Origin of the sequence: Erythrobacter aurantius (genome assembly GCF_023823125.1) — a bacterium.
In the GTDB taxonomy this organism is placed as follows: domain Bacteria; phylum Pseudomonadota; class Alphaproteobacteria; order Sphingomonadales; family Sphingomonadaceae; genus Erythrobacter; species Erythrobacter aurantius.
This window is the reverse complement of sequence record NZ_CP090949.1, coordinates 2,018,452-2,031,124: the sequence shown is the minus strand read 5'-3', so window position 1 is coordinate 2,031,124 and position 12,673 is coordinate 2,018,452. Positions and strand designations below refer to the sequence as shown.

The 12,673-nt window shown below is 62.1% G+C and carries 10 protein-coding genes; 1 reads left to right on the top strand and 9 read right to left on the bottom strand.

Annotation, left to right across the window (positions count from 1 at the left end; all coding sequences use genetic code 11):
* Nucleotides 1-2 precede the first annotated feature (2 nt).
* The 4 genes from L1K66_RS09645 to L1K66_RS09630 all read right to left on the bottom strand — a co-directional run bounded on the left by L1K66_RS09645 (nucleotide 3) and on the right by L1K66_RS09630 (nucleotide 4,295).
* Nucleotides 3-338, bottom strand: a complete 336-nt coding sequence (locus L1K66_RS09645; RefSeq protein WP_252257673.1) for a PilZ domain-containing protein — start codon at nucleotides 336-338, stop codon at nucleotides 3-5.
* A 65-nt stretch (nucleotides 339-403) separates the two neighbouring features.
* Nucleotides 404-1,966: a DNA polymerase Y family protein gene (locus tag L1K66_RS09640; protein WP_252257672.1), complete on the bottom strand. Its 1,563-nt coding sequence runs from the start codon at nucleotides 1,964-1,966 to the stop codon at nucleotides 404-406.
* Entirely contained in the window at nucleotides 1,908-2,786 is an 879-nt protein-coding gene (locus L1K66_RS09635; RefSeq protein ID WP_252257671.1) for an ImuA family protein, read from the bottom strand. The genes L1K66_RS09640 and L1K66_RS09635 overlap by 59 nt, the downstream gene beginning before the upstream one ends.
* 108 nt (nucleotides 2,787-2,894) lie before the next feature.
* Nucleotides 2,895-4,295, bottom strand: a complete 1,401-nt coding sequence (locus tag L1K66_RS09630; protein WP_252257670.1) for a sodium-dependent transporter — start codon at nucleotides 4,293-4,295, stop codon at nucleotides 2,895-2,897.
* Nucleotides 4,296-4,430: 135 nt separating this feature from the next.
* On the opposite strand from L1K66_RS09630, the gene panB reads away from it, so the two are divergent.
* Nucleotides 4,431-5,303: a 3-methyl-2-oxobutanoate hydroxymethyltransferase gene (gene panB / locus L1K66_RS09625; RefSeq protein ID WP_034953884.1), complete on the top strand. Its 873-nt coding sequence runs from the start codon at nucleotides 4,431-4,433 to the stop codon at nucleotides 5,301-5,303.
* Here the strand turns inward: panB and L1K66_RS09620 are convergent.
* Genes L1K66_RS09620 through L1K66_RS09600 form a run of 5 tightly spaced genes read right to left on the bottom strand, consistent with a single transcriptional unit; the run spans nucleotide 5,288 to nucleotide 12,647 of the window.
* Nucleotides 5,288-6,259: a bile acid:sodium symporter family protein gene (locus L1K66_RS09620; RefSeq protein ID WP_252257669.1), complete on the bottom strand. Its 972-nt coding sequence runs from the start codon at nucleotides 6,257-6,259 to the stop codon at nucleotides 5,288-5,290. The genes panB and L1K66_RS09620 overlap by 16 nt on opposite strands.
* A gap of 47 nt (nucleotides 6,260-6,306) precedes the next feature.
* Nucleotides 6,307-7,785: a tetratricopeptide repeat protein gene (locus L1K66_RS09615; RefSeq protein ID WP_252257668.1), complete on the bottom strand. Its 1,479-nt coding sequence runs from the start codon at nucleotides 7,783-7,785 to the stop codon at nucleotides 6,307-6,309.
* Nucleotides 7,778-9,142, bottom strand: coding sequence for a PEP-CTERM-box response regulator transcription factor (prsR, locus tag L1K66_RS09610; RefSeq protein ID WP_252257667.1), 1,365 nt, complete (start codon nucleotides 9,140-9,142; stop codon nucleotides 7,778-7,780). Before prsR ends, L1K66_RS09615 begins: the two co-directional genes overlap by 8 nt.
* The gene (prsK, locus tag L1K66_RS09605; protein WP_252257666.1) at nucleotides 9,142-11,262 is read right to left on the bottom strand and encodes an XrtA/PEP-CTERM system histidine kinase PrsK; all 2,121 of its coding nucleotides are present in this window, start codon (nucleotides 11,260-11,262) and stop codon (nucleotides 9,142-9,144) included. The genes prsR and prsK overlap by 1 nt, the downstream gene beginning before the upstream one ends.
* On the bottom strand, nucleotides 11,262-12,647 hold the full coding sequence (locus L1K66_RS09600; RefSeq protein WP_252257665.1) for a TIGR03013 family XrtA/PEP-CTERM system glycosyltransferase: 1,386 nt from the start codon (nucleotides 12,645-12,647) through the stop codon (nucleotides 11,262-11,264). The genes prsK and L1K66_RS09600 overlap by 1 nt, the downstream gene beginning before the upstream one ends.
* Nucleotides 12,648-12,673 lie beyond the last annotated feature (26 nt).

The window sequence follows — 12,673 nt, the reverse complement described above, 5'->3', positions numbered from 1 at the left end:
GTTCAAAGCCGATGGAGCCGCTGCTTTTCCATTCGGAAATTGTTGCCCGCCGTAGCCACCAGATGATCGAGCACGGCAGGGTGCATCTCGCCGTCAAACCGCACGCCGGCAAAGCGATCCTGTACCCAGGCCACCGTCCCCAGTGGCGCGCTGATATCGCCGACTTTCATCGTGATCCGGTCGCCTTCCTTGGCGAAGCCTCGACTGCCCTTGATCTTGCACCCGCCTTCGGAAATGTCGACCAGATCGACAAAGACAACGCGCGACTGCACCCTTCCCTTGACCATCAGGTCAAGAGGCCGACGTTCAGAGGATCTGTCAGCACGGAAACCTGTCATGGGAAGGTTATCTCACCAACCGGTAAAAAAATCCTGACCGGATGGATAATATGCGATTAGGATTTTCAGGCGGAAAGTCCCTGCAGGAACCAGTCCGGAACCCCTCCCCGCCCATCCGCGGCGTGGCCGTGGCGGTAAATCCAGTAGCGTCGCCCGCTCGCATCCTCGATCCGGTAGTAATCGCGCAGGCGCACGCTGGATCTTTCCCGCCACCATTCGGGCGCGATCCTTTCAGGGCCTTCGACGCGTGCGACCTCATGCACATTGCCGCGCCAGCGAAAGCGCTGGGGGCAGCCATCGGGCGAGGCATAAAGGACGGAAATCTTCTCCGGCCTGTCCAGCAGTTTGAGCGGCCTTGCATGGAATTCGAACGCCCCCTGCAAGGCAGGCTGCGGTTCAAGCGGCGGGCGCCAGGCCTGCGCGCGCTCTGGCAAATGGCTGGCATTGGGAGCCGGGCGACGCACGGCCTGCGCCCCCAACCGCACCGTCAACCGATCGACAAAGGCGGCAAGCGAAGTGCCGTGCCGCTCCGCCGCCTGTTCGACATCGGCCTGCATCATCGCCAGAGGCTCGCTCCAGCTGGCGCACAGTCGCACGGTCTCGATCCCGAAACCGGCATCGACCTTATCAAGCTTTTCCTCGAACAGGCGGGCGATATGCGCCGCCTCCCGCGTTGCCGCCGCCAGCTCGATGCGCAACCCGATCACCTCGCCATCGACGCGCCACAGACCCAGTTCCAACCGCCGCGCCCCTTCGGCCCGCGCCTCAAGTTCGCGCGCCATGTCCTGCGCAAGATCGGCAATCACCCGGTCGAGCAATGAGCGGTGGCGCAGCGGCTCCATCAGGCGGCGTTGCACCAGCGGCATCTGCCGCACCTCGACCGGCAGCAGCGGTTCGGGCACGCGGCCCAGCAGCTGATCGAGCCGTACGAGCGGATTGGCGCTGGGCGATTTGCGATTCCGAAACCGGCGATGCAGCGCGTCGCGCGCAGCCGCCTCGCTGCGGTCAACCGCGCCCGTGGCGATACCGGCCAGATCGCCAAGCCGTTTGAGGCCAAGCCGGCGCAGCACCGTCAGCACATCGTCATCCAGCCTGAGCGCCGCGACCGGCAGATCATCCAACGCGCGCAGCGGGTCCTGATGCGGGTCGATGATCGCATGGCGCGGCCCGTAATGCGCCAGCGCCCATGCCGCCCCCGCCGTGGGTGCGATAGCCGCGCGCACCGCCAGCCTGCGCCTCGCAAACGCCGCCTCGACATCAGCCAGCAGCCGCTGCTCCCCGCCAAACAGATGCGCGACAGCCGTCACATCGACCAGCAAGCCGTCGGGCGGGTCGAGCGCGCTCCACGGCCCCCAGCGGCGCGCCCAGACAGCCAGCGTTTCGAGCATGGCGAGATCACCGGCAGGATCGGATGGCGCGGTGCAAAGTTGCGGGCAAAGCGTGCGCGCATCCGCTAGCATCATGCCCGTCTGCGCTCCGGCATCGCGCGCGGCATCGTTCACCGCATCAATGCGCGGCCCATGCGCGGTTTCGGTGATAAGAACCGTCGGTCTGGTGTCGCAATCCTGCTCAGGCGCGAGCGACAGCCGCCAGCGATCGACCGACAGTCGGGCGCACCAGATGGCCAATATCCGGCGTGGCGGCGTTTGCGGCGGCGTTTGACGGGGCTGATCGGCGGATGTGGAGGTTTGCATCGTCATCGCTCAATATCCATTCGCCCGGTGCGTGGGCGCGTGCGCGAAACAGCCTTGCCTTCCATGCAGGCGCGCCGGGTGCGTCCGCGTTCCAGCGCGGGTGTGAGGACGGAGCCGCTTCGACCTGCCAGCGCATCCGGGCAGAAGACAGGTCAGCCTCCGCGTCGAGCCGCACCAGCCACAGCGCCACGCCATGCTTTTCCGCAGCAAGGCTGAGACGGCGCGATGCGGTGAAGTCGAGCGCGCGCGGATTGCCGGTGATCTCTCCGATCACGCAGGCCAGATCGCGGCACCGCACCCCTTCTTCGAGAGCGAAGAGCGCATCTTCGGGCGTTTTCGCCTCGACATGGATCAGCCGGTCTCGCAGGTCGGGCGGCAATCCGGCGCGAAAGGGGCGGCCCGAACGCTGGATCGCCCGCCTGTCCTGCACCCACAGCACCTGACGGCGATCCTCCACCTCTGCCAGAGGGTCTTCGCCTTGCCCGCCCGCCACCTTCAGCGCGTCACGCGCCAGCGCCAGCGCGAACCCCGCCCCGCTCGCATCATCGGCATGGGCGAATATCTCGCTATGCAGCGGTTGATCGGAAAGACCCGGACGCCAGCGCGCCTCCCGCGCCTTTGACAGCGCGGCAATGTCTTTCGCCGACAATAGCGCAGCAGAACGCCGGATCCCTGCGCCGCCCCCCTTGGGGCGCGACGGAACCGAAAAGGCATCAAGCGCTGTCGCGCTGCGAGGAGGAACAGATATCGTCATAGGAACACCGATAAAGACTCATGCGAGTCTTATTTGTTCCTATTATGTTCCATATATGGGAGACGATTGCAATGCCCGATTCAGGGCCGCAATCGCCTCCGTGAAAGGTTAGCCGAACAGGCCGAAGAACATGATCACTGCCAGAACGGCCGGGCAGACAAACCGCACCAGCGCGCGCCACAACTGGTGCAGCAATCCGTCCAGACCGTTCTCTTGATCAATCAGCCGCGCATCCGCGATCCAACCGACAAAGATACAGGTCAAAATCGCGCCAATCGGCATGAACAGCTTTGCCGTCACACCATCCAGCGCATCGAAGAAATTCGCCTCGGCAAAGATCGGAATGAAGGCGAGCGGACGGAAATCGGCCATGTCGTTGAAAGACAAAGCCGACAGCACGCCCAGCACGGCGGCGCCAAAGCCGACGATCCCGGTCGCCACAGGGCGCGACATGTTGAACTTTTCAAACATCCAGGCGGTGGGCGCTTCGAGCAGCGAAACCGAACTGGTAAGCGCGGCAAAGAAGACCATGATGAAGAACGCGAGGCCGATCAGCGAACCGAACGGCATGGCCTGGAACGCAATCGGCAGCGACTGGAACATCAGGCCCGGCCCGGCGCTGGCCGAAAGGCCGGCTGCAAACACGATCGGGAAGATCGCCAGACCCGCCAAGAGCGCAACCGCGGTGTCCGCTCCGGCGATGATGCCCGAAGTCTCAGCCAGATTGGTGTCGCGATTGGCGTATGCGCCATAGGTCATCATGCCCGCCACACCCAGCGACAGGGAGAAGAACGCCTGACCGACAGCGGCAAGCATGACTTCACCCGTCAGCTTGGAGAAATCGAAGGTAAACAGATAGCTCACCGCATCGCCGAAATTGCCGGTGAAGGCACCATAGATGGTGATGCCAAGGAACAGCACGAAGAACAGCGGCATCAGGTAAACCGCCACCCATTCGATCCCGCTCGAAATACCGCGAGCGACGAAGAACATGGTGATTGCTAGGAACCCGAGGTTCAGGCCGACCATCAATCCGCCATCCCCGAACAGCGCGGGCAGCAACCCTTCGATATCGCTCGGATCGCGCCCTTCGAATGCGCCGCCCGTAAGCCCGGTCTGCACCAGATCACCCGCGAAAACGCCGATGTAATAGACCACCCAACCGCCGACCACACAGTAAAAGCTGAGGATCAGGAAGGCGGCGAAGACACCCAGCGAGGCGAGCACGCTCCACCCCTCGGACGCGTTCGAATCCCGTGCGAGGCGCCGCACGCTTTCAGGCGCGTTGGCCTGCCCGTGGCGACCAACCAGCACTTCGGAAAGCAGCACCGGCAGACCGATCAGCAGAACGCAGAAAATGTAGAACAGGACAAAGGCACCGCCGCCGTTCTCACCTGCTTCGGCGGGGAACCTCCACATATTGCCCAAGCCAACGGCAGAACCCACCGCTGCAAGAATGAACGCACTGCGTGATGACCAGTTTTCGTGGCCTGAACCTGCTGCTGCCATGTCTGAAAATCTATCCTCAATTGACGCGCGCTTCCCCGCGCGGATTCCCTTGTTGCAACCTGTTTGCAATGTTTTGGCGCCGAGGCCAAGGGGCAAGCTTGGTCTTTTGCCTGTGTGGCGCTAGACGCTGGCAACATGTCGACCACATTCCAGCTCGATACGAGCACAAGCCGCGCCAATCCCACCCCTGCGCCGATGAAACGGCTGACAGTGCCGCGCATCCGCGCGCGCAAGGCCGACGGCGTTACCGCTGAACCGTTGGTGATGTTGACAGCCTACACCGCGCGCCAGGCGCAATTGCTCGATGCGCATTGCGACCTGTTGCTGGTGGGGGATTCGCTGGGTCAGGTGATTTACGGCCTGCCCTCCACCATTCCGGTGACGCTGGAAATGATGGCCAATCACGGCGCGGCGGTGGTGCGCGGCAGCTATCATTCGGTGGTCGTCGTGGACATGCCTTTCGGCTCCTATGAGGCATCAAAGGAACAGGCGTTCGAGAGCGCGGCCTATCTGCTTAAACAGACCGGCGCTGCTGCAGTGAAGCTGGAAGGTGGCGAAGCCATGGCCGAGACGGTCGAATTCCTCAATTCGCGCGGCATCCCCGTGATGGGACACGTAGGCCTGACCCCGCAGGCGGTGAATGTGCTGGGCGGCTATGCCGCACGCGGCCGCTCCGACGCGGAAGCCGACAAGATCGTCAGCGATGCCGTCGCGTTGGACAAGGCGGGAGCCTTTGCCATCGTCATCGAAGGCGTCGTCGAACCGATCGCCATCGAAGCGACGCAGGCCGTGTCCTGCCCCACCATCGGGATCGGCGCATCGGCGCAATGCGATGGTCAGGTGCTGGTGACGGAGGATATGCTCGGCATGTTCGAACGCGTGCCGCGGTTCGTCAAACGGTATGAAGACATCGCCGCCATCATCGACAAGACAGTCGCCAGTTACGCCGAAGAAGTGCGCTCGCGCAGCTTCCCCGGTGAAGAGCAGACCTATCAACCCAAGGGCTGATTGCGGGCCAGCAGACCGGCAAGCGGTGCGGCGATCACCAGCTGCAGCAGGTGGTAAAGCAGCAGCGGCGCAATGACGAAGCCGGCGGCTTCTGCCGGAAACAGGATCGCTGCCATGGGCGCGCCGATGGCGACGCTTTTCTGCGCTCCTGCAAACAGGAAAGCGATGCGGTCTTCGCGCGGTGCCGAAAGGAACCTCGCGGCAGTCCATGCGCCGCCGCTTGCGACCACCAGATAGATCAGCACCAGAACGATCAGCACCGCCCATTGCGATGCGCCGAACATCGTCCCTAGCCCCTGCTCCACCGCGCCCGAAAAGGCGACATAGACAGCGATGCCGATAACTGCCCGGTCAAGCCATGCGACATCGCTCTTGCGTTCGCGCAGCCACTCGATCGTCCAGCCCTGCACCATCTGCCCAATGACAAATGGCAGGATCAGGATCACCCCGATCCGCACAATGGTTTCGGTGCCGATCGCCACAGCTTCGCTGCCTGCAAGCGCCGCGAACAAGGGCGCGGTGATGAAGACACCGGCAATGTTGATCAGCGCAGCCCCGACCACGGACAGCGCGATATTGCCACTGGCGAGACTGGTATAGGACGTCGCCGATTGCACGGTAGAAGGCAGGCAGCCAAGATACAGGAACCCCAGCGCGACAAGCGGGGGCAAAACTGTACCAGCAAGCCCTGACAGGCCCAACCCGATCACAGGCATCACCCCGAACACCCACAACATCAGCGGCAGGAAAAACCGCCAGTTCGCAAGGCCCCGTGCAATTTCTCCGCGCGCGATGCGCATACCGTTGACCAGAAACAGCACGAAAATCGCCACATTGGATACCGTCTGAGCGGTCGCGCGCGCTTCACCGGCGGCAGGCACGATCATCGCCAGCAGCGTGGCAATGAACAACACCGCGATCATCGGGTCGGCAAGGATCGAAAGGCGGGAACGCATCGCCCCGCCACTGCCTTGTGTCGTGCCCCTTGTCGAGCGTTTGCGCCTCAGCGTTTGAGGAATTCACTCGGCTTCAGTTCGCCAAGCATGGCCGCAAAGCGGGCAGCCTCAGCTTCATCTCCGAGGTTTTGTGCTGCCTGCGCACGCAGGGCCAGCACCTCCAGGTCATTGCCTGCACCCAGCGCAATAGCTGTATCCAGCAGCACACTCACCCGCAGCCAGTCCTCTTTTAGCGCGCTTTCTTCAGCGAGCAGGAAGAGCGCATCGGTGTTTTGCGGATCCCCGGCGATATAGCGGGCAAGCAGGACTTCGGCTGCCAGACCGTCGCCAAAGCTGCGATAGGCATTGATGATCTTGCGCGTCAGCGGCCATGACCGCCGCACCCTTGCCGCGACTTCATAGGCTTCGAGCGCCGCCTTCGCATCGCCTCTGGCAAGCGCGACATCACCGGCGAGCGCATGGAAATCAGCCGAATAGGGCGCTCTGCGGATCAGGTTTGCGGCCTGTCCCCCTGCACCAGAGGCATTGCCTGCGGCGACGCTTCGGCGAAGATCGGCGGTAATCGCCGGCACCGACGCATCGCCATGACTTGACCCGTCGAGCACGACCGGTTGGTTGGAACGCGGCTCGCGCGCACGCTCGATCAACGCGAGGCCACGATTGCGATTTCCCATCCGTTCCAGACTGCGCCCCACCACCATCTGGAGATAGGGCGATGCCGAAGGGCTGGCGGCTTGCGAGGCGTAACGATCGACCAGTTCCCGATCACGCCCGCCCAACCCCAGCGCGCGGGCAAGCAGTTCCTTGACACGCATATTGTCGGGCTGGCGCTTGGCGAGTTCGTCTAGCGCTTCTGATGCGGTGTCGTAATTGCCCTGCTGCAAATCGACAATCGCGCCGAGCATCACTGCGGCAGGCACTGCCTGCGCGCGCAATCCGCTGCGGTTGAGCAGATTGCTTGCGAGCACGGGATCGTCTCCACGCGCCGCCAACACCGCCTGCAGGTAATGCACCTGCGGATAGTTTGGCGCAAATTCGGCGAGTTCGCGCACGACCCGCAACATCTCGCGATACCGCCCCAGATCACCCAAGGTGGCCGCGTAATCCGCCATCACCTCGGGGTTGCGCGGATCAGCCGCAACTGCCGCTTCAAACCACGGCAGCGATTCCTCCAGACCATGCGCATCGCGCACCATTTGCGCCTTGAGCAGCACCGCTGGCGCGTATTGCGGGTTCAGTTCAAGCGCATAATCCGCTGCGTCGATGGCAATCAGATGTTCACCACCGCGGAAGCGCAAACGGGCGATGTCGACCCACAGACCCGGATTTTCGGGCTCGAGTGCGCGCGCCTCGTCATACAGGCGCCCGGCTTCGAGCAGATTGCCGTTCTCGACCGCCAACCGGGCATCATTCACCAATTCGAGAAAGGTATCGCTTCCCGTAAGCGCAGACGCATCTGCGCCTGATTGTTCGTTCGAACAACCAGCCAGAGCGATGGCAAGGCCGAGGGCAAGCAGGCTACGCATGCAGATCATACTGCTTCAGCAAGTCGTAGAGCGTCGGGCGGCTGATCCCGAGCAATTTGGCAGTGCTGGAGATATTGCCTTCGCTACGAGCCAGCGCGTGCCGGATGACGCGGCGATCCGCCAGTTCCCGAGCAGCCTTGAGATTGAGCACTTCGGCGGGCTCCTCCTCGTCGGTGTCGAAATCGAGATCAGCCGCGCTGACCAGCTTGCCATCAGCCATGATCACGGCCCGTTTCACCCGGTTTTCAAGCTCGCGGACATTGCCGGGCCAATCATGCGAGTCGATCGCTGCCAGCGCATCAGGAGCAAATCCGGTGACGCTGGGGTTCATTTCGCTCGCAAAGCGTTTGAGGAAAGCCTTGGCCAACAGCACCGCATCGCCGTGACGTTCGGCCAGGCCCGGGATACGCACGACGATTTCGGCGAGGCGATAGAACAGGTCTTCGCGGAAAGTCCCCTCCCCGATCATCGCTTCAAGGTTCTGATGCGTGGCGCAGACGATGCGCGTATCGACCGAGATCGTCTTGCGACCGCCGATCCGTTCAATCGTGCGTTCTTGCAGGAAGCGCAGCAGTTTCACTTGCAACGGCAGCGGGATGTCGCCGACTTCATCAAGGAACAGCGTGCCGCCATGGGCGCTTTCGATCTTGCCCTCGGTGGTTTTCACCGCACCTGTGAAAGCGCCCTTTTCGTGACCGAACAATTCGCTTTCGAGCAGGTTTTCCGGGATTGCAGCGCAATTGATTGCGACAAACGGCTTGTCCGCGCGATTGCTCGCTTCGTGCAGGCCGCGTGCCAGCAATTCCTTGCCCGTACCGCTTGCACCCAGCAGCATCACCGACACGCTGGTGGAGGCGACCCGTTCGATCGTGCGGGCGACCTTCACCATCTCCGGTGCGCCCGTGATCAGCCGGCCCAGCACTGTCTTGTCTTCGCTCGCATTGGCGACAAGACGACGGTTTTCATCCTCGATTTCGTGCAGGTTGAAGGCGCGGCGGACGATCAGCCCCAGCGCGTCGATATCGACTGGCTTCTGGTAGAAATCATAGGCTCCGCGTTCGATGGCCTGAAGCGCGCTTTCGCAGGCGCCATGGCCACTGGCGACAATCACTTTGGTATCCGGTTTCAACGCCATGATTGCGTCGAGCACAGCGAACCCTTCGGTCGTGCCGTCGGGATCGGGCGGCAGGCCAAGATCCAGCGTGACGACGGCTGGAGCTTCACTGCGCAAGGCGGCGATGGCGCTATCGCGATCACCAGCGATCACGACTTCGAAATCGTCATAAGCCCATTTGAGCTGCGCCTGCAGCCCCTCGTCATCCTCGATTACGAGAAGGGTGGGTTTCTTGTCGGCCATCAGGCGACCTCTTTACTTGGTTGGTGTTTGTGCCGGTTAAGCAGGGTCACAGCTTCGGGAACCGGAAGGACGACGGAAAAACGCGAACCCACGCCTTCGCGGGATTCCACATTGACCCGTCCGCCCATGCTGCGGATCATTTCGCGCGCCTCGAACGCGCCGATGCCAAAGCCGCCCTGCTTCGATGAGACAAAAGGTTTGAACAGCCCGTTGCGGACGAATTCGGGCGACATGCCAGAGCCGGAATCGACCACATTGATCTGACCTGCGAGCCCATCGCTATGGACATCGAGAAACACCGGATCCTGTTTGCCGCTGGCATCGATCGCATTCTGCACAAGGTGGATAAGTGCCTGTTCAAGACTTTCCACATCAGCGAGCACGATGACCGGTTCGGCCTTCGTAATGGCGACAGGATGCACGGATTTGAACCGTTCGGCGATGCCCCTGGCCAGCGATGCCAGGTCGACTTCGCGAACCTCCTGCCCCTGACCCGCACCATAGCGGCTCAGGCGTGCAAGCAGAGCGTTGAGCTTCTCGGTCGAATTGCGCAGCGTCACCAGCATGTCGGCCCGGAACGCGGGATTGTCGGCGTGCTTCTGGGCGTTGGCCGAAAGCAATGAAAGCTGGCTCGCAAGGTTCTTTATGTCGTGCATCACAAAGGCCATGCGGCGATTGAATTCGTCGAAACGGCTCGCATCCATCAGCGCCTGCTGCCCCGCCTGTTCGGCAAGATAGCTGGCAAGCTGTTGCCCGGCGACGCGCAGCAGATCGAAGTCTTCCCAGTCGAGCCGCCGCTCGATCCGGGGGCGGGCAAGAACGATAGCGCCAACAAGGCGATCAAAGTGGATCAGCGGGACGAGCGCCCAGGCATCCTCGGCATCGCTCATCCACTGCGGAACATGGGCCAGTTCCCCATGATGATCGATCCCGGCGCGTACCTCGTCCAGATCGAGGATGTGGCTGTGCTGTTCCAGCAGGCCGGAAAGGGCGTAGTCGCCCGCGCTCGCAGGCACCTCAATGGTCGGCCAGTTCCAGCGCGCCGTCAGTTCAAGCTGCGCTTCCTCGTTTGGAACCAGCAGCAAACCGGCGGGACTATCGGTAATGTCGGCAATCGCCTTTACCGCGCGTTCGTGAAAGCTTGCGCTGCTGCTTGATCCGCGCCCGATCGTGCGGGTGAAGCGCAGCCATTCCTCGCAATAGTCATAGCGGTGCTGGAACAGGTGCTTGGTTGCCGTCACTCGCAGCCAACCTCGTGCACGTTCGGACGGCAGCCAGACAAGCGCACCGATGACGGCGATCACAAGGAAGGCGACTTGCGTAGCGCGAGCGATATCCTCACCAAGCAGCGCAAGGCTGCGTGTGACGAGCACCATCACCAGCAGGTAACTGCCGATCAGCAACAGAGACAGCGTCTGAAAGGTTACCGCGCGCGAAGGACGGAACTGCAGTCCCGCGCTGGTGGCATTAGCACCGAAGGCCAGCAGGCTTGCCATCACCCCGACAACCAGACCACGCAGGGCCACGAGCAACGACGGGTATTCACCGACAAGATAGGCGATCGTGAACAGGTTCAGATCATAGGCAAAGATCATCGCCAGACCGATGCCGCTCCAGCGGATGATCCGCCGCGATGACGCCGCCGCACCCGCATACAAATTGTGCAGCAGCATCAGCGCGCCGATCGCGACCAGCATGTTGAGCACGGTGCCGACTTCGAAAGTGATCTGCGCAATGCGCGAAAAGTCACCCGCCTGCGCCTCGACAAACAGCAGCACGGGCTGGAACATCTGCACCAGCGCCAGAGCGATGATCACCGGGCGGATCGGCTTCAGGCTTTCATCGCGACCGTCAGCTGCGAACAGTCGGAAAATCACCGCGATCAGCGCAAGATTGCGGAATGTCTCCGCGATCTCGATGGCTGGATGGCCCATCGGAAGACTGAGCGAAACGACACACCAAATACCGATCATCGCCAGCGCCGCCAGCACCGCCGCGCGGTCCGGCCGGTCGCGGTCGCCGTAGCGCGCAACCCACAGGCCCGCGCCCACGCTCAACACCGCTCCGACCAGATAGCAGAGCAGCGCGGCATAGGTTTCAAGGGCGACAACCAGCGTCATCAGCGCGCGCCTTCAGGCCACAAAACCACCCGCACCGTCTGGAGCAGGATCACCAGATCGAGGAAAGGAGTGTAATTCTTGGCGTAATACAGATCGTATTCGAGCTTCTTGCGGCTATCTTCGATCGACGCGCCATAGGGGTAGTTGATTTGCGCCCAGCCCGTGATGCCCGGCTTCACCATATGGCGTTCCTGATAAAACGGGATCTGTTCTTGCAGATCATCGACGAACTTGGGCACTTCGGGACGCGGGCCGACAAAGCTCATTTCACCTTTCAGCACGCTCCAGGTTTGCGGCAATTCATCAATCCTGACCTTGCGGATGAAGCGCCCCACGCGGGTGATGCGTGGATCGTTTTCTTCTGCCCACTTCGACCCATCCTTCTCGGCATCGGTGCGCATGGAGCGCAGCTTGATCAGGTGGAACGTCTCTCCATACAGGCCCACGCGCTCCTGCTTGAAGAAGGCGGGCCCGTTGCTGTCGAGTTTCACGATCATCGCGAACAGCGCGATAATCGGGAATGTCAGCAGCAGCAGGACAAGGCTGGCCACGATATCGAAGATGCGCTTCACCGCGCCTGAGAACACCCGCCCGCTGGAAAAGCCGTCGGAGAAGATCAGCCAGCTGGGATTGACCGTATCGAGATCCACCCGCCCCGTTTCGCGTTCGAGAAAGCTGGAAAAATCGTTGACGTGCACGCCCTTGGTCTTGATCCGCAGCAGATCATTGAGCGGCAACGAATTGCGCCGTTCCTGCAGGGCCAGCACCACTTCGCTCACGCCGAGGTTTTCGACAAAGCGTCCAAGATCGTGGATCGCTTCGCGCGGGATTGCCTCTTCGACGGTTCGTTCGGGTTCCCCCATCGCGATATAGGATACGATCGCGAAACCGGCTTCGGGCCTGTCACCCAATTCCCGCAGACGCTGCGCGCGGTCGCCCGCACCCAGGACCATGACCCGGCGACGGAAGGCGGAAGAACCGAGGAAACTGTTGAGCAGCGCGCGGTCGAACACCAGCACAACCACTGCAAACCCCATCGAATACAGCAGGGTGGAGCGCCAGAACGTATCTCCCGGCAAGACCCAGTCGATCGTTGCCAGCGCAATTATGCCAAGGCTGATCGCGACCAGCAGCCGGGCGCTGGCAAAGCGCAGGGATCGAAGCGCGTAAGGGCCGTAAACACCCACGGAGATCATCGCGATCCAGACAACCGCGGCCGAACCAATCAGCGGCACCCAGCGTTCGTCAATTGGGCCGGGATCCATTCCGATCTGTGCCGCGCGAACTTTCCACGCGAGTTCGCTGGCGAACATCAGCAAGCCGAAATCGAGCAGGCCGAGCAGCATCACGGCATGAGGGATATAGTGCTTGAACAAGCGGATCATCGCGTGAGCCTGGCCTTCATCGAGGG

What these genes read in the sequence shown, in the direction of transcription:
- L1K66_RS09645 (WP_252257673.1), bottom strand. Translation starts at nt 338, where the DNA reads ATGACAGGTTTCCGTGCTGACAGATCCTCTGAACGTCGGCCTCTTGAC.
- L1K66_RS09635 (WP_252257671.1), bottom strand. Translation starts at nt 2,786, where the DNA reads ATGACGATATCTGTTCCTCCTCGCAGCGCGACAGCGCTTGATGCCTTT.
- L1K66_RS09630 (WP_252257670.1), bottom strand. Translation starts at nt 4,295, where the DNA reads ATGGCAGCAGCAGGTTCAGGCCACGAAAACTGGTCATCACGCAGTGCG.
- panB (WP_034953884.1), top strand. Translation starts at nt 4,431, where the DNA reads ATGTCGACCACATTCCAGCTCGATACGAGCACAAGCCGCGCCAATCCC.
- L1K66_RS09620 (WP_252257669.1), bottom strand. Translation starts at nt 6,259, where the DNA reads ATGCGTTCCCGCCTTTCGATCCTTGCCGACCCGATGATCGCGGTGTTG.
- L1K66_RS09615 (WP_252257668.1), bottom strand. Translation starts at nt 7,785, where the DNA reads ATGCGTAGCCTGCTTGCCCTCGGCCTTGCCATCGCTCTGGCTGGTTGT.
- prsR (WP_252257667.1), bottom strand. Translation starts at nt 9,142, where the DNA reads ATGGCCGACAAGAAACCCACCCTTCTCGTAATCGAGGATGACGAGGGG.
- prsK (WP_252257666.1), bottom strand. Translation starts at nt 11,262, where the DNA reads ATGACGCTGGTTGTCGCCCTTGAAACCTATGCCGCGCTGCTCTGCTAT.
- L1K66_RS09600 (WP_252257665.1), bottom strand. Translation starts at nt 12,647, where the DNA reads ATGATCCGCTTGTTCAAGCACTATATCCCTCATGCCGTGATGCTGCTC.